Annotated in this window: 19 protein-coding genes; 9 read left to right on the top strand and 10 right to left on the bottom strand. The window is 60.7% G+C overall.

Going from position 1 to position 18,634, the window contains the following annotated elements; genetic code table 11:
• Positions 1–110: 110 nt before the first annotated feature.
• The 4 genes from FHT84_RS30405 to FHT84_RS30390 all read right to left on the bottom strand — a co-directional run bounded on the left by FHT84_RS30405 (position 111) and on the right by FHT84_RS30390 (position 3,545).
• Positions 111–865, bottom strand: a protein-coding gene (locus tag FHT84_RS30405; protein ID WP_112343075.1) for an IS5 family transposase whose coding sequence is annotated in 2 segments (ribosomal slippage) — positions 111–532 and positions 532–865 — 756 coding nt in all. Because the reading frame shifts where the segments join, the coding sequence is not laid out codon by codon here.
• Positions 866–976: 111 nt separating this feature from the next.
• Complete coding sequence (locus tag FHT84_RS30400; protein WP_112344459.1) at positions 977–1,258, bottom strand: hypothetical protein; 282 nt, start codon at positions 1,256–1,258, stop codon at positions 977–979.
• 386 nt (positions 1,259–1,644) lie between these two features.
• Positions 1,645–2,277 carry a PQQ-binding-like beta-propeller repeat protein gene (locus FHT84_RS30395; protein WP_112344458.1) on the bottom strand — a complete coding sequence of 211 codons (633 nt, stop codon included), beginning with the start codon at positions 2,275–2,277 and terminating at the stop codon, positions 1,645–1,647.
• A 47-nt stretch (positions 2,278–2,324) separates the two neighbouring features.
• Complete coding sequence (locus tag FHT84_RS30390; RefSeq protein ID WP_112344457.1) at positions 2,325–3,545, bottom strand: helix-turn-helix domain-containing protein; 1,221 nt, start codon at positions 3,543–3,545, stop codon at positions 2,325–2,327.
• Between the two features lie 119 nt (positions 3,546–3,664).
• On the opposite strand from FHT84_RS30390, the gene FHT84_RS30385 reads away from it, so the two are divergent.
• Positions 3,665–4,462, top strand: coding sequence for a thioredoxin family protein (locus FHT84_RS30385; RefSeq protein ID WP_112344456.1), 798 nt, complete (start codon positions 3,665–3,667; stop codon positions 4,460–4,462).
• Entirely contained in the window at positions 4,462–4,746 is a 285-nt protein-coding gene (locus FHT84_RS30380; protein ID WP_112344455.1) for a hypothetical protein, read from the top strand. The genes FHT84_RS30385 and FHT84_RS30380 overlap by 1 nt, the downstream gene beginning before the upstream one ends.
• Before the next feature lie 7 nt (positions 4,747–4,753).
• Here the strand turns inward: FHT84_RS30380 and FHT84_RS30375 are convergent, their stop codons facing one another.
• Positions 4,754–5,566 (bottom strand): helix-turn-helix transcriptional regulator, encoded by an 813-nt coding sequence (locus FHT84_RS30375; protein WP_112344454.1) that lies wholly within the window; start codon positions 5,564–5,566, stop codon positions 4,754–4,756.
• A gap of 185 nt (positions 5,567–5,751) precedes the next feature.
• Here FHT84_RS30375 and FHT84_RS30370 point away from each other — a divergent pair, with 185 nt between their 5' ends.
• The 5 genes from FHT84_RS30370 to FHT84_RS30350 all read left to right on the top strand — a co-directional run bounded on the left by FHT84_RS30370 (position 5,752) and on the right by FHT84_RS30350 (position 10,570).
• A complete protein-coding gene (locus tag FHT84_RS30370; protein ID WP_112344453.1) occupies positions 5,752–6,843 on the top strand; it encodes an ABC transporter ATP-binding protein in 1,092 nt (363 codons plus the stop codon).
• 22 nt (positions 6,844–6,865) lie between these two features.
• Entirely contained in the window at positions 6,866–8,029 is a 1,164-nt protein-coding gene (locus FHT84_RS30365; protein ID WP_112344452.1) for a spermidine/putrescine ABC transporter substrate-binding protein, read from the top strand.
• Positions 8,030–8,116: 87 nt separating this feature from the next.
• Positions 8,117–8,983 (top strand): ABC transporter permease, encoded by an 867-nt coding sequence (locus FHT84_RS30360; protein WP_112344451.1) that lies wholly within the window; start codon positions 8,117–8,119, stop codon positions 8,981–8,983.
• A complete protein-coding gene (locus FHT84_RS30355; protein WP_145646670.1) occupies positions 8,983–9,795 on the top strand; it encodes an ABC transporter permease in 813 nt (270 codons plus the stop codon). Before FHT84_RS30360 ends, FHT84_RS30355 begins: the two co-directional genes overlap by 1 nt.
• Before the next feature lie 13 nt (positions 9,796–9,808).
• Positions 9,809–10,570: an SDR family oxidoreductase gene (locus FHT84_RS30350; protein ID WP_145646668.1), complete on the top strand. Its 762-nt coding sequence runs from the start codon at positions 9,809–9,811 to the stop codon at positions 10,568–10,570.
• A gap of 123 nt (positions 10,571–10,693) precedes the next feature.
• Here FHT84_RS30350 and FHT84_RS30345 read toward each other — a convergent pair whose 3' ends face one another.
• The 3 genes from FHT84_RS30345 to FHT84_RS30335 form a co-directional block, all read right to left on the bottom strand.
• A complete protein-coding gene (locus tag FHT84_RS30345; protein WP_112344448.1) occupies positions 10,694–12,382 on the bottom strand; it encodes an aconitase X in 1,689 nt (562 codons plus the stop codon).
• A 72-nt stretch (positions 12,383–12,454) separates the two neighbouring features.
• Entirely contained in the window at positions 12,455–13,696 is a 1,242-nt protein-coding gene (locus tag FHT84_RS30340) for an FAD-binding oxidoreductase (protein ID WP_145646667.1), read from the bottom strand.
• Positions 13,696–13,989 (bottom strand): hypothetical protein, encoded by a 294-nt coding sequence (locus FHT84_RS30335; RefSeq protein ID WP_112344446.1) that lies wholly within the window; start codon positions 13,987–13,989, stop codon positions 13,696–13,698. The genes FHT84_RS30340 and FHT84_RS30335 overlap by 1 nt, the downstream gene beginning before the upstream one ends.
• A 167-nt stretch (positions 13,990–14,156) precedes the next feature.
• Here FHT84_RS30335 and FHT84_RS30330 point away from each other — a divergent pair, with 167 nt between their 5' ends.
• Positions 14,157–15,194, top strand: coding sequence for an Ldh family oxidoreductase (locus FHT84_RS30330; RefSeq protein ID WP_112344445.1), 1,038 nt, complete (start codon positions 14,157–14,159; stop codon positions 15,192–15,194).
• An 89-nt stretch (positions 15,195–15,283) separates the two neighbouring features.
• Here FHT84_RS30330 and FHT84_RS30325 read toward each other — a convergent pair whose 3' ends face one another.
• Positions 15,284–16,246, bottom strand: a complete 963-nt coding sequence (locus FHT84_RS30325) for a dihydrodipicolinate synthase family protein (protein ID WP_112344444.1) — start codon at positions 16,244–16,246, stop codon at positions 15,284–15,286.
• 123 nt (positions 16,247–16,369) lie between these two features.
• Positions 16,370–17,071: a GntR family transcriptional regulator gene (locus tag FHT84_RS30320; protein ID WP_112344443.1), complete on the bottom strand. Its 702-nt coding sequence runs from the start codon at positions 17,069–17,071 to the stop codon at positions 16,370–16,372.
• A gap of 324 nt (positions 17,072–17,395) precedes the next feature.
• On the opposite strand from FHT84_RS30320, the gene FHT84_RS30315 reads away from it, so the two are divergent.
• Positions 17,396–17,893 carry a GNAT family N-acetyltransferase gene (locus tag FHT84_RS30315; protein WP_210278993.1) on the top strand — a complete coding sequence of 166 codons (498 nt, stop codon included), beginning with the start codon at positions 17,396–17,398 and terminating at the stop codon, positions 17,891–17,893.
• The last annotated feature ends 741 nt before the right edge of the window (positions 17,894–18,634 follow it).

Below are 18,634 nucleotides of genomic sequence, written 5' to 3'. Positions count from 1 at the left end.
AACATCCAGTTCCGACATCTCGCGCACCCCTGTGAAAGTGCCCAAGATGGCCCATCATCGTAAATGACCGGTTAATCTGCCAAAGTAGTGCTAGGCTCAGGACTCATTGCTCAGAGCCAGAAGATGACGGTTGCGGCGATACATATTGCCGAGAAGAAGGTGTGGGCGCATCGATCGTAGCGAGTTGCGATGCGGCGCCAGTCCTTGAGTTTTGCGAAGAGGTTCTCGACCTTGTGGCGCTTGCGATAAAGCGTCTTGTCATAGGGGTATGGCACTTTCCGGCTGCGGCTCGATGGAATGCAGGGTTCGATACCTTTTGCCTGCAATGCCTCACGGAATGGCGTGCTGTCGTAGCCGCGATCGGCAATGAGGACTTTGGCGGGCGGCAAAGCGTCGAGAACGAGCCGTGCGCCTTTGTGATCGCTCATCTGGCCTTCACTGAGCAGCATGACGATTGGGCGGCCTTCGTCATCGCAGACCGTGTGCAGCTTGGAGTTCAGTCCACCTTTGGTTCGCCCGATACGACGGGGAACATCCCCTTTTTTAGCAGGCTTGCGGCCGTGCGATGTGCCTTGAGATGCGTGGCATCGATCATGATCCGCTCGGACTTCGCGCCATCGACCGCCAGGGCCGCGAAGATGCGGTCAAAGACACCAAGGCGGCTCCAGCGAATGAAGCGATTGTAGAGCGTCTTGTGCGGACCGTAGTCCTTCGGCGCATCCTTCCACTGCATGCCATGCTTGATGACGTAGACGATGCCACTGATCACCCGGCGGTCGTCCACCCGCGGAATGCCATGCGCCAAAGGGAAGTACGGTTCGATCAGCGCCATTTGGCGCTCGCTCAACAAAAACAAATCACTCATCGCGGCCTCCTATCGGAAACCGTGAATCACATCTCAAGCAAAATTAATAGGTCCTGAGCCTAGATCAAGACCTGAAGCGCAAGAGGCGAACCTGAAAGATCGCGATGCGCTTCAGTGAACCGAAATGCCATTCTTTCTTCGTCCATTCAGCAGATGAATGAACGTGATGCCCTGCTCCAGCAGAAGCTCGGCAGCCTTCAGGTCCTTCGGGCCGAGATCCGACGAACAGCTGCGAAGATTGCATGCGAGAAAGAAGGAATTGGTGGCGGCGAGCGCATCGCCATCCTCCTCCGCCTCTTCGGCGGCAGCCTGCAGTACATCCGCAACGGCCGTCATAAGGTCGGCGCGCTCCTGCAGGTTCATTTCATCGAGACTTTTCGTGATGCCATTCATGACGCCTCCTCCGCGCACGCGAATATCTCCGGCATCGACCGGGCCGGCGCAGCTTGCAACTGGACATGATAGAAATGCGATTGGTAAGTCAGATATGGCGACGACGGCGTCAAACAGCAAGGCATGGCTTCCATGCCAAGAGCGCATGGCACTGCGGCCGGCACCCGAGGTGCGTTTGGCGGAATCGACCCATCGCGGGGATCGATCCTAAGGCGCCGTTGTCCCCGGGGACGTTCTAAAGGTGTGGTATCCAGTGGTGATCCGAATGGAGCCTTTCAAGTGGCATCCGTAAGCCAATACTTTCCGAATCTGAAAAATAAAGCCGCCTGCCGGAACGCATCGAAGACCGATCGACCTCCGATGCGGGATATCTCTATCAATGCCGTTCAGCGCGGACGGCGGATCGCCCGCAGTTTGCCGCTGCTGCCGCCGCCGGCATAGAACCGGTCCTTGCCATCGGATTCGAGGCCGGAGACGCCGGTCCCTTCGGGCATTTCGAGCCGCTCCAGCACTTCGCCCGTCGCCGGATCGACGCGGCGCACATCGCTTTCGTCGCCCTCCCAGGTGCCATGCCACAATTCTCCGTCGACCCATGTGACGCCGGTGACGATACGGTTGGATTCGATGGTGCGCTTGATGGCACCGGTTTCGGGGTCGATTTCGTAGATCCTGCGGCCGCGATGCTGCCCGACCCACAGGCTGCCGTCACTCCAGGCGAGGCCTGAATCGCCGCCGTTGCCGGGCGCGGGAATGGTGGAAATGATATTTCCTGTCGCGGGATCGACCTTGTGAATCTTGTCCTCGGCGATCTGATAGAGGTAACGCCCGTCGAAAGCGGTGCCTGCATGGGACGCAACGTCGATCGTGCGCACCTGTTCGCCGCTCTCCGGGTTCAGAGCATGCAGCTTTTCGCCGGAGGCGAACCAGACGTGCTGGCCATCGAAGGTAACTCCATTCACCCTCGGCGCGTTCTCGAAGGGACCGTATTCGCGAATGATTTCTGCTCGGGACTTTTTCATGCTTCCATCCTCCGGTCGGAATTGGTCGAGTGTCGATATGAGAGACCTTAGTCGCTCGGCAGCGGCCCAGGGAGTAACAATGTTGTCGGGAAGCCGACAACCGGCGGCATCATCCAGCGGCAGGCTCTCCCATTGCCGACACTTTGCACCATTCCAGCCGCTGCAAGCGCGTCGAGAGCACGCTGCACCGTGCGCGGGCTTGTCGCCAGTGCAATCGACAATGCTGAACTCGACCAGGATTCTCCATCCGAAAGCAGAGCGAGCAGCGAGCCATTCTCGACTTCCACCGGTGGCGCCAGTACCACGACACCGCGTTCTCCACGCGGCGTCAGCGCAAAACCGCGCGGCGTCGCGCTGATATCGGCCAATGGCTCCAGGGCGGCGCGAAGCCTCCCGATCTCGACCCTCAGCCGCGCCCTGTGGGATTCGTCGGCATGGCGAGCATGGAAGGCGCGGGAAAGCAGGGTAGAACGCGGTACATCGGCGGGAGCGGCCTCGGCAAGCGCGCGCGCCAGGGCAAAGAGCACCGGCCGGCTCGCAAGCGGCACGATCTCGCCGCCGCTGCGCACGATATTGCGGCAGGCATCGACCACCAATATTCCAGACGCCAACAGGGCCTCGACCTCGTCGAGCGACAGCAATTTCTCCTCGCCCTGGGCTACCAGCCGCGCAGCCGGGGCATCCAGAGCACGTGTCGCATCGCGCACTTCGATCATAAGTGCGGGGATCCCTGCCTTGCCGGCCGCTTCCGCGGCGCGCGCAAGGGCGGCGCGGGCCGGCGCGATCCGCAGGCGGCGGATGGCGATGCCGGCGACCGCCAGTTCATGGCTCGCCCTTGCGGCTGGTGGCAGCGGCGATGGATCGAGCTTCGCCAATAGGCGTTCGGCCTCGTCCAGATGGCCGACAAGCAACAGACGGCGTATCTGCAGGTTGCGGGCATGGGCGGCATTGACGTGGTCGCCATGTCTTTCGAGGGCCGCCCTTGCCGTCTCCAGCGTTTTTTCCGGCCAGCCAAGGTCACGCGACACAAGGGCAATCTCGGCTTCGGCCACGGTGCACCGGGCACGGGCGACAGCCTCGCGGGGACCAAAGGCGCGCGCGGCGCTCTTCAGAAGTGTCTTGGCGCGGACAAGATCTCCGAGCTGCGCCATGGCAATGCCGCGCAGCGCCAGCGCCGGCGCATCCTCGCGCAGCGACACACGCTTCAAAGCGCCCAGCACATCGCCTGATGCAAGCGCCTGAGCTGCAGCGACGATCAGCGAGTCCATCGAAATCCCGTCACACTTGTAACTCCCACCCCTTCGGTCTCCAGGGGTAAGTTATCGCATATCGGCAGGCAAGATGTAGCGCCGACACGGACGAGCTGACCGACAAGAGGAGATGAACCATGACGATGCATAGAACTGGAACGCGCCAGGAATGGCTTTCGGCACGGCTTTCGCTACTGGAGCAGGAAAAGGAACTGACGCGACGCAGCGACGAGATCGCCGCCCGCCGCCAGGAATTGCCCTGGGTGAAGCTGGAGAAGGACTACCGGCTCGAGACCGAGAAGGGCGTCGTTCCGCTCTCAGGCCTCTTCAAGGGCCGCTCGCAGCTTCTGGTCTATCATTTCATGTTCGGACCGGACTACACGGCCGGCTGCCCATCCTGTTCGTCGATCGCCGATGGCTTCAACGGCATCGCAGTGCATCTTGAGAACCACGATGTCGCTTTTTCCGCAGTATCCAGGGCGCCGCTTGCCAAACTGTTGGAATTCAAGCGGCGCATGGGCTGGACCTTCGACTGGGCCTCATCGGCCAATAGCGATTTCAACCACGATTTCAACGTCTGGTTCACGCCGGAAGAACAGCGCGACGGTGGCATCGAATATAATTACCGTCGCGAACCGCCGATGCCCGACGCTCAGGCGGGCAAGACGATGCAGCAATGGGAGCTGCGCGGCAGCGAAGGCCCGGTGCAATTGATGGCGTCAATGACAGGGACGAATGTCCCAACCTACACACGCGACCGGCCCGGCGTCAGCGCTTTCTCGATCCAGGATGGCGACATCTACCACACCTATTCGTCCTATGCCCGCGGCCTTGACGGTCTCTGGGGCATGTATCAGTGGCTCGATCGCGCCCCGCTCGGCCGCAACGAGACCGGTGTGTGGTGGAGACACCACGATCGATACGGAGCAAACTGATGTCTGGCTCATCCGAAAACAATGAAAGGGTCGGCAGACATGCCGCCGCCCCTGCCCTGCCAGCCATTGCCGGTCGCTGGCTGGCAATGGCCGCTGCGCCAAGTTTCGCCCTCATGACGGTGCTGTCTGCCTATGGCGCGACCGGCGACATGATCTGTTCGGCGCATGATAGTTCGATGCTCGGCGGCATGGTGCCGATGTATCTGCTCATGAGCCTCTTTCATTGCGGTCCCTGGCTGAAGCTTCTCGCGAGAGAAGAACCAGGCGCCCGCATATCAGCCTAGATGCCGACTAGGCGAGGTTCTTGAGATAGAGCGAAAGCAGCTGGGTCTGGGATGAGATGCCGAGCTTGCGATAGACGTTGCGGCGGTGAACCTTCACCGTCCCCGTCGAGATATTGAGCTTCAGACCGATCGATTCCGACGAATGCCCCTGTAAGACGAGTTCGACGATGGCAGTCTCCCGGCTCGTCAGATTGAGATCCCGCCAGACAGCTTCCGCTGGCGGGACAATCTCGTTCTCGCCCTTCCTGCGCCGGCTCCTGCTGCCGGCCACCAGTTGCGCATCGAAGCGCGAGGCGAGGCCGGCCCAATAGTGTCGCACCATGTTTGCGACGAGCGGTTCGACCTTCTTCAGCGTCGCAAATTCAGCAGGCGGAAAAACCCCGGTCCTCTCGCGCCGCATCAATGAAAGGACGATGGTGACGTCCTCGTCGGCATTGACGAAGAAGCCGATCTCCTCGGCAAGTCCGGTCTGCACATAATAGGTTCGGTAGTACTCGCTGGAAAAGAAGCGATCCGGCGCCAGCTCCCGCATCCTGAGCACGCCTTCGCGGCGGCTGCGCGCCGTGTGATAGAAGGGATCCAGCAGATAGGGGCCAGCCTGGTAGAGCGTGACGAAAACGACATGCTCTTGGGGATCGAAAGTGCTGTAGAGATCGATCGGCCGTTCCTTGCCGCGATAGGCGAAAACGACCACGTAATCGAACCGTACCAGCGACGCCATCATCTGGCGGAACGTCTCTCCGAACTCGGCATCCGTCATCGTCGATCGGCCGATCGTGGCGTTGAAGGCGGCAAACAGCCCTTCAAGGTCGGTGCTCATGTGACGGATCCCCTCTGCCGCCCTGCGCATTCAGCGCAGCCCCTATATACACCTCCCACGAAGCATTCTGCACGAAAATACCTCTTTCGGGGTATATACCTCGCGAGAAGCTCAGGCTTACTCTTTCCTTAACGACGGTGGCAATAAGGCAGATCAAGACTGCCGACCAACCGCAGGGAACAGACGTGGCATCCGCTTCAACGAACGATATCGAATTCCGTTCGGTCACGAAGAACTATGGCGCCGTGACCGCCGTGATGGACATCAATCTCAATGTGCCCAAGGGCGCATTCCTGGCGCTTCTGGGGCCTTCCGGCTGCGGCAAGACGACGTGCTTGCGCATGATCGGCGGCTTCGAACAGCCGAGCGAAGGCACAGTGCTGATCGACGGGCGGGAGATGAACGGTGTTCCGGCCTACCGACGCCCGGTCAACATGGTGTTCCAGCACTATGCGCTGTTTCCGCATTTCAACGTCGCGCAGAACGTCGCCTACGGGCTGAAGCAGATGCGCCCGAAGATCGGCGGTACCGAAATCGACCGGCGCGTTGCCGAAGCGCTCGAGATGGTTCGCCTCGGCGGTTTCGCCAAGCGCCGCATCCATGAAATGTCCGGCGGGCAGCAGCAGCGCGTGGCCCTGGCGCGCGCCATCGTCAACCGTCCCTCCGTGCTCCTGCTCGACGAGCCGCTGGCGGCCCTTGACAAGAAACTGCGCTCGGCCATGCAGATCGAGCTTCAGACGCTGCAGCGCGAGCTCGGCATTACCTTCGTTCTCGTCACCCACGACCAGGAAGAAGCACTGTCGATGGCCGATATCGTCTGCGTCATGAGCGCAGGGCGCATTCGCCAGCTCGGCACGCCGCAGGAAGTCTATGATCGCCCTGCCGATCTCTTCGTCGCCGATTTCGTCGGCAAGACCAACCGCATCGAGGCGACGATGGAAGCCGACGGCAAAACGCTTCGCCTGGCGGACGGTTCGGCACTGTCAACCGGCAAGCGGCTCGCACCGGGAGCGGCAATTGCCGCCCTGCGTCCGGAAGCGATCCATCTCAGCCGCGGCATGGCGGCAGCCGGTATGTCCTTCAAGGGCACGGTGACGCATCGCATCTTCCTGGGCTCGTCAGCCGAATATGCGGTCACCGTCCCCGGTCTCGGCGATTTCCTGATCACCTCGGATCGCCGCAGCATGAACGAAAGCGATCTCGTGGGTCCGGGCGAAGAGGTCTTCCTCGGCTTCGACCCCACAGCCCTCCATGTCTTTCCAGCATCGAATGCATAAGCCAAAACAAGGGAACAGCATCATGAGCAAGGATTATAAGGACAATCTTCCGATTTCAGCCGAAGGCTTCATGGACGAATTCATGCGCCTGAAGCGTGGCTCGATCAGCCGTCGTCACTTTCTGAATATCACAGGCCTCGGCCTTGCAACGGCGGTTCTGTCGCGCTTCCCGGGCGCGCTGTCGACGCCCGCCTATGCCGCCGGCGAACTCGGCACGCAGATGTCGATCGCGACCTGGCCGAACTATCACGACCCCGCGACCTTCGAGAACTTCAAGGCAGCAACCGGCGTCGCCGTCGAAGTCAACGTCTTCGGCTCGAATGAGGAAATGCTCGCAAAGCTCCAGGCCGGCGCCTCCGGCTGGTCGCTCTTCGTACCGACCAACTACACGATCTCGACCCATCACAAGCTCGGCCTCATCGAGGAACTCGATCTCTCCAAGATTCCGAATTTCAGCCAGGCAACGGAAAGCCCGCGCTTCACCAAGGAAGGGCAGATCGACGGCAAGACCTATGCCGTGCCGAAGAACTGGGGCACGACCGGCTTTTCCGTCAACACCAAAAAGATCAAGACCAAGCTTTCGAGCTGGAAGGACTTCTTCGAGATTGCGCAGACGGAGGCCGACGGCCGCGCCATGGTGCACGATTATCAGCTGACCACCATCGGCAGTGCGCTCGTTTCCCTCGGCTACGATTTCAACTCGATCAAGCCGGAAGAGCTCGCCAAGGCCGAGGAACTATTGATCAAGGTCAAGCCGCATCTCTTTGCCATCAACTCCGACTATCAGCCGTCGATGCGTTCGACCGACGCCTGGCTGACCATGTGCTGGACCAATGACGGCGCGCAGCTCAATCGCGACATGCCCGAGCTTGACTATGTGCTCGGCAAGGACGGCGGCGAGATCTGGACCGACTATTACGCGATCCCGAAGGATGCGCCGAACAAGGCCGCCGGCTATGCCCTGCTCAACTATCTGATGGACCCGAAGAATGCGGTGAAGGAGCACATCGCCAATGGCGCACCGACCACCGACAGCCGTGTGATCGAGCTCCTGCCGAAGGAAATCACCTCGAACAAGATCGTCTATCCGGATGAAGCCTCGCTGACGCCGCTCGAATTCGGTGCCGCCGTCACGCTCACCGATCCGAGCCGTGCCGAACTGATGGCGCGCTTCAAGTCGGCGTGATCGTTTTTCTTCGACCCGATCCCTTGCACCATGACGGCGGTAAGGGATCGGCTTCCTTCTCAGCACCGGCGGACAAAGAACCTCTCGATGCCCCTTAACCCTGCCACCAAACGGCGCCTCGTCACCGCTGCCCTTGTCGGGCCGGCAAGCATCTGGCTGTTCGTCTTCCTGGTGCTGCCCTTCATTGCCATCATCGTCTTTGCCTTTGGTGAGCGTGCGCCCGAAGGCGGCTATCAGGCAGCTTTCACCTTCGCGCAATTCGCCAATCTCGGCTCGCGGTCGGCCGCTTTCATCAATACGTTGATCCTTGCGCCGATCGGTGCGGCTGTCTGTCTGCTCGTTGCTTATCCGGTCGCCTATTATCTGGCCGTCAAAGCGAGCCCCCAACGCCGCCTGCTGCTCGTCTCCCTCGTCGTCGTGCCCTTCTGGACGAGCCTGCTCGTGCGCACATACGCCTGGATGTACCTGCTCGGCGCACGCGGCATTCCGCATCTGCTGGAATTCTTCGGCATAGAGAACACCAGACTTATCAACACGCCCGGTGCCGTGCTGCTTGGTATCGTCTATGGCTATCTGCCGCTGATGATCATGCCGATCTATGTCAGCCTCGAAAAGCTCGACCGCCGCCTCCTTGAGGCTTCTGCCGATCTCGGCGCCAGGCCCGTCTCGACCTTCTTTGGCATCACGCTGCCGCTCTCCTTGCCCGGCGTCATGACCGGCGTTGCCCTGGTGACGATCCTGTTGCTTGGCGAATATCTGATCCCGCAGTTGCTTGGCGGCGGCAAGGTGTTCTTCATCGGCAATGCGCTCGTCGACCTCTTCCTGCAATCGCGCAACTGGCCATTCGGATCGGCGATCGCCGTGACCCTCGTTGCTGTCGTCGTCATCGTGCTCCTGGTTGCCATGCGCATTGCCTGGCGCGTCGCCGGCACCCGTCAGGTGGATCTCGTCTGATGCGCGCGCTCGTTACCTTCGTCTATCTGTTCCTCTATACGCCGATCGCGCTCGTCGTCCTGTTCTCCTTCAACGCCGGCCGCAATGCCAGCGAATTCACCGGCTTTTCGACGCAGTGGTACGGACGGGCGCTATCCAACACTTTTCTGATGGAAGCGCTGCGCAACAGCCTCATCATCGCCTTTACCAGTGCCGCGCTCGCCGCAATCTTCGGCACCATGGCGGCAATCGGCTTGGAACGGCTCGGTCCTCGCGCCCGCGCCGTCTTCGACGGGCTCTTTGCCGCCGCGATCGTCGTGCCTGGTGTCGTCATCGGCATTGCGACGCTGGTGGCGCTCGTCGAGGTCTTCGGCATCATCAACCCGTTGATCGCAGCCGTCTGGCCTAGCGATCAGCCACCGAAATTCGCACTCGGGTATGGCTCGATCATCGCCGCGCACGGCCTCTTCACCATGGCGCTGGTGACGATGATCGTGAAGGCGCGCATTGCAAGCCTTGGCCGTGACATCGTCGAAGCCTCCAGCGACCTCTACGCCACGCCGCTGACCACGTTCCGGCAGATCGTGTTGCCGCAGATCATGCCATCGATCCTCGCCGGCTTCCTGCTCGCCTTCACCTTCTCCTTCGACGATTTCATCATCGCCTTCTTCGTCGCGGGATCGAATACGACGCTGCCGATCTATGTCTTCGCCTCGATCCGCCGCGGCGTCACGCCGGAGATCAACGCGATCGCGACCATGGTGCTGATCGCATCGCTCTTCCTCATTCTCATCGCGCGTTTCCTGATGCGCGAAAAGACAACGACAAACTGACCAGGGAAACATCATGATACTCAAGAATCGGGTCGCAATCGTCACCGGAGCCGGCTCCGGCATCGGCCGCGCCGGCGCGCTGATCATGGCGCGCGAAGGCGCGCATGTGGTCGTCGCCGATATCGACTTGGCAAATGCCGAGGAAACTGTGAGCCAGATTGCCGAGGCGGGTGGCAGCGCCGAAAGCCTTGTTGTCGACGTCATAGACGATCAGGCGCTTGAGGCCGGTGTCGCAAAGATCGCCGCCCGGCACGGACGCATTGATATTCTGCACAATCACGCCGGCGCTCAGGTCGCCGGTAATCTGGAAGAGGTCCCGGTTTCCGGTTTCGATAGGTCCTGGAACCTGAATGTTCGGGCGCATTTCATGGCTTCGCGTTTCGTCATGCCGATCATGAAGAAGGCTGGCAAGGGCGTCATCCTCAACACCTCGTCGTCATCGGGCGTGCTCTATGATCGCGAGATGATCGCCTATACCACCTCCAAACACGCGGTCATCGCCATGACCCGCCAGATGGCCGGCGACTATGCCCGCTTCGGCATCCGCGTCAACGCGCTCTGCCCCGGCTGGGTCGACACGCCGTTCAACGCGCCGTTCATCACGCAGATGGGCGGACGCAGCGCCATCGAAGATTACATCGCCGAGAAAGTGCCGCTTGGACGATGGGCCGATGTGTCGGAAATCGCCGAACCGATCCTGTTCCTCGTTTCCGACCGCTCCTCCTACATGACAGGTCAGATCCTCGTCGTCGATGGCGGCGAAACGGTCGTCTAGAGCCGTTTGTATTGACGCATTTCCGGACGGAAAACCGCTCCGCACTTTTCCTGGAATTGCTGCTCTAGGCTTGCGGACGTAGACGTCTCACCGATGCGTGAAATCCGTGCGCCGTCGTTCCTCTCAAAGCCAGTCCGGCAGCCCCGCCGCCACGCGCCCGGCGACAGCTGCCTCGACGCAATCGGCAAGGCTGCCAAAGCGCACGGCGCGTCCGCTGAGCCCCGGCCCGTAATGCGCATACTTGCCCGAATTGGTCATGACCGCACGCGTGCCGGGCGGAAAGACCGGCTCGGAGATCGAGCACCAGCAAAGGTCGGGCAAAACCTGCACGCCGCTGTCACGCAGCCGCGCCAGCGTCCCGTCAGCCTCGGCAGTCGCGATGACATCGCGCCCCGCCGTGACGATGACCATCACCTCAGGCAGGCGGCGCCGGCCGGCAAAGGCGTGGGCGAGCGCATGGCATTCGGCAAGCGAGGCGTGCGGGCTGCCGATGGCGACGAGCTCGACGGCTTCCGGCCCCTCGTTTAACATCCTCCAGGCGGCAGCCATGTCGGCGCGTGTGATGGTAAGGCGATCGGCATTCGGATCGAGAGCATCGACAGCCTCCGGCGTCACGCCTTCGACATGCAGCATGGGAGCAGCAGATGTTGTGCCAAAGGCAGCACAGAGCGCCTTCAGGTCGTCGCGCGCCGGATGTCCGGCGGCAAGACCACGCAGCAACGGAATGCGATCGGGAGACGCCTTTCCGGCGAGATAGCCGATGAGCGGCCAGAAAGCATCGTCGCGACCTTCGGGAAGTTCGACATCGAGGATACGCGTCGCCTTGCGATTTTCATCCAGATATACGCCCGAAAGCGGCGCGCGACCTGTCAATGCAATACAGAGATCGAGGAAATCGGGATGCTTGGCGGTGCGCGCACCAAGCACGCTGTTGGCGAAGATCACGGCATTGGACTCCGCCCAGCCAATGGCCTCGCCGGCGCCCGGTGCGCTGTCGAGCAGATAGGGAGAGCAGGTGAAAGTCGGGCGGCAGCCCATGCGCACATAGGCATCCGCCAGCCGCGCGGCGGGATCGCCAAAATCCTCCGGCACGCCCTGCGATCTCCAATTGGCGCGATCGACGGAAATGGCGTTCATGGTGGTAGGTATGCGCACACGTCCGCCGAACTCAGCCATCTTTTCCGCAAAGGTCAGGTTGGCTGGGCTTGCATAGATGCATCCATCGATATGACCCTGCGTCACGTCGATAAGCGAAGTGGCGCCCTGCTGAGCCGCCATGGCGGTCAATATGCGCGTGGCCTGAGCAACCGCAACGCCTTCGCCGCCCGCAAGCATGAACCTGTCGGCCTCCGTCAAGGAAAGCCCGGCGATAGCAGGTGGCAAAAGAGGCATGGTCTCGCCATCCGCGACGATGGCAGCGGTTTCGATCCTGACCGTCTTTGCATGCGCCAGACGGGCAAAGACATCCGGATGGAGCCGCACGACGGGCAGCTGCCGGCCGAACATTTCGGCGGCGACAAGTGCGCCGAGCGTCAGCACATCCTCGGCTTCGCAGAAGATCAGGGCAGCCGGCGCGCGGCCTGTCAGCGCGAGATCGAGCAGCACACCGGAACCACTGCAGGAGCCGCGGCTCGAAGGCATCATCAGGATTGCGCCAGTGAGACATTCGCCATGCAGAGGATGATGGATATCGATGACCTTGCCGGTGGCCGGATCGACCCCACCCCAGAAGCTGAGGGCCTCCTGCGTGGCGACGACGCGGCCCTCCGCCGTGCCACCCATGATGCTGCGAGCCGATGCCGTGTCGTTCATTTCATCGTGGGTCCATATGCGAGAGGATTGTAAGCACCGATGTGGAAATCCACATCGTCATGCCTGTTTGCATTAGAAGCGTTGCGGCGAGAAGGGCGTCAGATCGATCGCCGGCGCCTGCCGTGTCAAAAGGTCGGCGACAATACGCGCCGTGCCGGCGGATTGGGTCAAACCGAGATGGCCATGGCCGAAGGCATAGATCACGTCCGGCGTCGCCTTGGCGCTGCCGATCGCAGGTAGACTGTCGGGCAGCGATGGGCGGAAGCCCATCCATTGCACGCCACCTTCCGGCTTGAGGCTGGTCAAGAAACTACGCGCCTTCTGCAGCATGGCTTCGGAACGGCGAAAATTCGGCGGCAAGGCCAATCCGCCCAGCTCCACCGCACCACCGACACGAATGCCGGTCGAAAGTTTGCTGACGACGAAGCCATGGCCGCCGAAGGTGATCTGCGTGCGCAGGTCGAAGGCATCGGCCGGAAGCGTCGTGTTGTAGCCGCGTTCGGTTTCGAGCGGAATGTGCTCGCCGAGCGTCTTGGCGATCCGATGCGAGAAGGCGCCGGCAGCCAGAACAACCTTGCCAGCCTGGCGCAGCTTTCCATCCGCAGCCACCACCTCGACCCCAACCGGGAGCGCCCGAAGCGACGAAATCTCCGATGTCTCGATGACGCCGCCGTGGCTGCGAAAATGCGCGGCCAGCGCCAGCGTGTAGAGCTTAGGATCGGCGATGGAATACCAGCCGGGCGTGAAAGTGCCGAGGATGAAACGCGATGCCAGCCCCGGCTGGATCGCTGCCATCTCGTCGGCTTTCAGATGCTGGAATTCGATGCCGTGATTGCGGCGAACCTCCCAGCCTGGCAGCGAAGCGCGGAATTCCGCCTCGCTTTCATAGACTTGGAGATTGCCCTCCTTGCGCAACATGGAGAGCGTCTCCGTCGCGGCGAGAAACGGCTCAAGCTCGGCCTTGGAAAGATCCATCAGGCTTGTCTGGGCCGCCGTGGCGTGGGCAACGCGCGAGGGCTGGCAGGCACGCCAGAACCGAAACATCCAGGGCGCGATCTTGAGCGCATAGGCGGGCGGCACCGACAGCGGCCCGAGCGGATCGAGGAGCCATTTCGGCGCCTTTTTCAAGATGCCGGGGGACGCCAGCGGCAGGATATCCGTGAAGGCAAAGGCACCGGCGTTGCCCGCCGAAGCGCCGGCGGCCGGTCCCTCGCGGTCGACGACCATGACGCTCAAGCCCCGCGCCTGCGCCGCGATCGCGGTGGAAAGGCCAACAACACCGGCCCCAATGACGATAACGTCCGGTCTTGCCATCAACACGCACTCGAAAGAGATTTCTGCTGATACTGCGGCGCGCCGAAAATCTGTTTGGACTTGCCGATCTCGGTCATGGCGCTCCGGTGGAAATAGGCAACGCGATCGGAGACACCGCGAGCAGGTGTTGGTCCAAGCGTCAGGCAGATCATGGTCATCTCTCCTCCCGGTGCGGGATCAAGCGCAGATATTACGTCATCAAACAACATATGTTCCGGCGGCATGGCAAGCGTTCTTGTCGGAAGGATCGAGAACGTCTCGGCAACGTCGGTATGGGCCTGTTTTACCGTCATTTCTTCGGCTGCAGCAGCATGATATTTGCGGATGACGGTAATTCACTGGTCTTCCTCAACTGAAGCCGAAAAGCACGAAAGGATCGCATGTCGATTTCTTGTATTCTTTTTGTATTTATAATTTTCAAGTCTATGATGCAAGCGAACATAATATGGGAGAACCGAAATTGAGTGACGTGACCACCCTGACACCGGATGCGCTGCGAGGCCGTGTCGAAGCGATCCTTTTAAAAGCCGGCGTCAATGCGCAGCAAGCCGGTGCAATCGCGCGGGTGATCGTCGCCGGCGAACGTGACGCTTGCAAGTCGCACGGCATCTACCGCATCGAAGGTGTGTTGCGTGCGGTCAAGGCCGGCAAGGCACGGCCCGATGCGGTGCCGGTTCTCGAACAAAATGATGGCTCCGCCATCGTTCGCGTCGATGCCAAGAGCGGCTTTTCCAATGCTGCCTTCGAGCTCGGCATGCCTGTGCTTGCCGAACGGGCTCGCCGCTTCGGCATTGCCGCACTCGCCATCAACGACTGCACGCATTTCGCAGCGCTCTGGCCGGAGGTGGAAGCCCTGACGGATCGAGGCCTTGCCGCCTTCGCCATGTGCCCGAGCTATTCCACCGTCGCGCCCGCCGGAGGTACAGCGCCGCTCCTCGGAACCAACCCCTTCGCCTTCGGCTGGCCGCGCATCGACAATCCGCCTTACGTCTTCGACTTCGCGACGTCGGTTGCCGCCCGCGGCGAGATCGAGCTGCATCGCCGCGCCGGCAAGCCTCTTCCAGAGGGCTGGGCGATCGATTCCGACGGCCAACCGACCACGGATCCGGAGGCAGCACTTGCCGGCGCGATGCTGCCGTTCGGAGGCCACAAAGGCTCGGCCATCGGCACGATGATCGAGCTTCTGGCCGGCATCATGATCGGCGACTTCACCAGCCGTGAGGCGCTCGATTATCTCGGCTCCACGGCCTTTGCGCCGCGGCACGGCGAACTCATCGTTGCCTTCTCGCCGGAGGCTTTTGCGGCTGGTCGACCTGGAAATCCGCTCGCCCGTGCCGAAGTGCTGTTCGAAGCGATTGTCGGCCAAGGCGCGCGCCTGCCCTCACAACGTCGCTTCACCGCTCGCGCTCGTGCGGAAAAGGATGGTATCCCGCTGACAGCAGAGGAAATCCGCCAACTCGATCGCCTTGAAGAACTCGGCCTCGACGCCGTGGCCTGAGCAACGTCAAAACGTAACTGAAAGCTAACATAAGATAACAAAAGAGGCCCATTCGGGCCTCTCACGTTTGGGCTTGAGCTTGCGACCACTTAGGCCTTGTACTTTTCCACGGCGCCCGGAAGCTTGCTCCACTCGGCGTACCAAGTATTGAACAGCTTGAACTGCGCCTCGACATAGCCGCGCTGGCTGTCGTTCAAGACGTCGCTTTCGTTGAAGTGCAGCTCATATTCCTTGTCTCCCTTCAGCACCATCATGTGCTTGAAGAAGAGAACCAGGTCCGGACCTTCATCGAAGGATGACAGGACGGCGAGCGCCTGCTCGAGTTCAAGCGCGCGCTGGCGTGCATCGACGTCGCCCTTGGCTGCGGCCTGGGCGAGGTTGCAGAGATGAACGACTTCCCTCGGCAGGACGTTGCCGATGCCGGTGATGGCACCCGTCGCGCCGCAGTTGACGAAGCCATGGAAGACGGCCGTGTCGACGCCGATCATCAGCGACACGTCATCGTCGCGGCTCGTGATGTTCTCGGCGGCATAGCGCATATCGGCAGGGCCGCCGAACTCCTTGAAGCCGACGAGATTTGGATGCTCGGCACGCAGCGCAAAGAACAGATCGGCACGCGTGGCAAAGCCATAATAAGGGCTGTTATAAATCACGGCCGGAAGATCGGGAGCGGCCGACAGGATCGCCTTGAAATGCGCCTTCTGGGCAGCGATCACCGAGCCGCGCGACAGCACGCGCGGGATCACCATCAGCCCCTTGGCGCCGACCTTCTGCGCATGAGCGGCATGGGCAACGGCCGATGCCGTATTGACGGCGCCGGTGCCGACGATGACCGGCACGCCCGCCTTGGCCAGCCGCTCGACGCCCTCCATGCGTTGCGCATCGGTCAGAAGCGGCCAATCGCCCATCGAGCCGCAATAGACGACCGCCGACATGCCTTCGGCGATGAGCTGCTTGGCCTTGCGCACGAGCGCATCGAAATCGGGGCTGCGGTCGGGCTTGCACGGGGTCATGAGCGCCGGGATCACGCCGGAGAAAACGCTGGATTTCATCTGTCTATCCTTTTGGCTTTAGGGTGGATCGGCAACCAGCCCAGCCGCATCCGCCGCCGCGCCTTACCGTCTTTGCAGCATTGATATATCTTTGTATTTATTTTGTCGACAAGAAATATGCAACTAGAGCCGCACGTCGAGGCGATCTCCGCGCACCAGCAATTTCTGGATCTGCGCGACGATCTGTTCCGCATGTTCACGCGCCAGACGCTCGGCAAGCTCGATATCGCGCCCCGCGACGGCGTCGATGATTTCATCATGCTCCTCGACGAAACGGCGCGGCAAGCGGTCATTATAGGATTGATAGTAGAGGCGAAGGATGCGCCGTCCCTCATTCAGCAGACGCGAGAAAAGGCTCGTGAAATAGGGATTGCGGCCAGCTTCGGCAATAGCCAGATGCAGCGCGGCGTTGGTGGAGATCATGGCGAGCGCATCCTGGGCCTCGACGGCGGCAGCGAAATCCGCCTGAAGCGCGCGCACGGCCTCAAGATCCTCCGGGCGATGATACTTCGCCGCAAGTTGCGTGGTGACCCGGTACATGAGCACCAGCGCATCGAAATAGTTGTGCATGTTGAGGAAATCGATCTGCGACACCATGGTCGAGCGGTTGGGCAGCGTATCGATCAGCCCCTCGCCCGCAAGCCGCACCAACGCTTCGCGGATCGGCGTGCGCGACATGCCGAAACGTTCGGAAAGCTGCACCTCGTCGATGGGGCTGCCAGGGGGTAGTTCGAGATCCAGAATCTCGTCCCGCAGGATATCGTAGACCACCTTCACGCCGGAGCCGCGCTTACGCTCGTTTCGAAGGCTTGTTTCATTATCCATGGCTAGCTGACCCCTTCTTTCTGCGTGAGAAATAAAGGGGCATGCCAGGTAAATCAACGGCGCGGCCCGGAAAGGCTGCTTCGTTCCTATCATCATCGTCGCGTCGATGATTATGGACCGGACCTGCCCATTCCAACCGTGGGAAGAACCAAAGATGGCGCACTTCGCAGGTAGGCTCTGTCGCCTCTTTGCGCTACGGATCCGCGGAATGGCAAGCGAGGTAAATGAGATAGCGACGACCTTAGCTTACTTAAGCCTGGTAATCGTTGCGCCGTCCGGGGAGAGCTTTTACCTTCAATCTCCTTCGCATGCTTAGCGCCGCATTTGGAGATTGGATTGCAGATAGAAACTATCCGCCTACTGCTTCGACCTTCCAGGCTGTCGGACACCCCTGCCCTATTCCAATTTCTCGGAGACAGGGAGGCGATGAAACATACGCACGTAGACGAAACACAAACTGCTTGTCGTAGAAGGATTGCTGTTCATGAAAGGCGGCGGCGGCATGATGGATATGCGCCTTGGACCGTTATCAGGAAGGATGATGGAAAAATCATCGGCTGGGGTGGTTTGTACAACGATCCCTCTGATCCTGGGTGGGGTTGCGAGATCGGATACTTCTTCCATCCCGATGTCTGGAGACAAGGATATGCCTCGGAACTGATCTCTGCCGCATTAAATTTGGCCGACAACCAACTGAAGCTTCCTGCGGTCCGTGCATTTGCGCATCCGGAGAATGCTGGCTCGCGGAAGGTTCTGGAGTCGGCTGGTTTCAAGGTCGATCGCTTTTTGAATCGCCTTCTCTTCTCCAGACCTCGTCGATGAGATGATCTGAGTTCTCAAGGTCTTTCCTGGCGAAACCGCGCGACTTGCTACGAACACCGAGCGGGACGATATCTTAATCGATAAGAACACGCCGAAGGGGCTGCGCATGGGATTGTCGCACATGCAACTGATATTCATGCACAGATCGACAATGATAATCTTGCGCGCTTGAGAAGAGCGTTGCCTGGCTCACTGAGCTGAAGCCCGATTGTTTGGTGATTTCCGGTGACCTTATGGGCGATCGGTAGCCAGAACCCTGCTCAAGGCTGGGCAAGATCAACAGTTTGAGATTATGGTTAATGCTTCATTTAATTGAAGCTATTGCGGGCTTTGCTTCCGCCATTGCAGCATGACCAGCTGCAGCTCTCACGGATATCGCACATGGACTTTTGCGCGACAGCACTCCTATGCGTATCGTGACGCTGGCTCGCCGGCAAGGTATCTCAAGGTATCTGTGTCGTTATCTCCAGATTTTTCGATGTATATAGCGACTGCGCCTCGCACAGAAGCGGCCGATCCTGCATGTCCGTCGCGCATGACTTCGTACTGGCTTGTTTTCGCCTCCCGGACACGGTGTAGCAGGAGACGCCGTCAAGCCCTGCCCTACGGATCGGCGCATTGCTGCTCCGTGCAGATCGCCCGAATAGTGCCCGCCGCCAGACAAGGCGCCATATAAAGAGGAACGAAACATAAGGATCGTTGCACATCTAACGAGCGAAGTGCGCGTCCCTTGGCTTGCCG

It is taken from the genome of Rhizobium sp. BK289 (assembly GCF_014193575.1).
GTDB classification, from domain to species: domain Bacteria; phylum Pseudomonadota; class Alphaproteobacteria; order Rhizobiales; family Rhizobiaceae; genus Rhizobium; species Rhizobium tropici_C.
This window is presented reverse-complemented; position numbering and strand designations above follow the sequence as displayed.

What these genes read in the sequence shown, in the direction of transcription:
- FHT84_RS30395 (WP_112344458.1), bottom strand. Translation starts at nt 2,277, where the DNA reads ATGAAAAAGTCCCGAGCAGAAATCATTCGCGAATACGGTCCCTTCGAG.
- FHT84_RS30340 (WP_145646667.1), bottom strand. Translation starts at nt 13,696, where the DNA reads ATGGCAAGACCGGACGTTATCGTCATTGGGGCCGGTGTTGTTGGCCTT.
- FHT84_RS30320 (WP_112344443.1), bottom strand. Translation starts at nt 17,071, where the DNA reads ATGGATAATGAAACAAGCCTTCGAAACGAGCGTAAGCGCGGCTCCGGC.
- FHT84_RS30335 (WP_112344446.1), bottom strand. Translation starts at nt 13,989, where the DNA reads ATGACGGTAAAACAGGCCCATACCGACGTTGCCGAGACGTTCTCGATC.
- FHT84_RS30380 (WP_112344455.1), top strand. Translation starts at nt 4,462, where the DNA reads ATGTCTGGCTCATCCGAAAACAATGAAAGGGTCGGCAGACATGCCGCC.
- FHT84_RS30385 (WP_112344456.1), top strand. Translation starts at nt 3,665, where the DNA reads ATGACGATGCATAGAACTGGAACGCGCCAGGAATGGCTTTCGGCACGG.
- FHT84_RS30375 (WP_112344454.1), bottom strand. Translation starts at nt 5,566, where the DNA reads ATGAGCACCGACCTTGAAGGGCTGTTTGCCGCCTTCAACGCCACGATC.
- FHT84_RS30350 (WP_145646668.1), top strand. Translation starts at nt 9,809, where the DNA reads ATGATACTCAAGAATCGGGTCGCAATCGTCACCGGAGCCGGCTCCGGC.
- FHT84_RS30355 (WP_145646670.1), top strand. Translation starts at nt 8,983, where the DNA reads ATGCGCGCGCTCGTTACCTTCGTCTATCTGTTCCTCTATACGCCGATC.
- FHT84_RS30390 (WP_112344457.1), bottom strand. Translation starts at nt 3,545, where the DNA reads ATGGACTCGCTGATCGTCGCTGCAGCTCAGGCGCTTGCATCAGGCGAT.
- FHT84_RS30400 (WP_112344459.1), bottom strand. Translation starts at nt 1,258, where the DNA reads ATGAATGGCATCACGAAAAGTCTCGATGAAATGAACCTGCAGGAGCGC.
- FHT84_RS30345 (WP_112344448.1), bottom strand. Translation starts at nt 12,382, where the DNA reads ATGAACGACACGGCATCGGCTCGCAGCATCATGGGTGGCACGGCGGAG.
- FHT84_RS30360 (WP_112344451.1), top strand. Translation starts at nt 8,117, where the DNA reads ATGCCCCTTAACCCTGCCACCAAACGGCGCCTCGTCACCGCTGCCCTT.
- FHT84_RS30325 (WP_112344444.1), bottom strand. Translation starts at nt 16,246, where the DNA reads ATGAAATCCAGCGTTTTCTCCGGCGTGATCCCGGCGCTCATGACCCCG.
- FHT84_RS30365 (WP_112344452.1), top strand. Translation starts at nt 6,866, where the DNA reads ATGAGCAAGGATTATAAGGACAATCTTCCGATTTCAGCCGAAGGCTTC.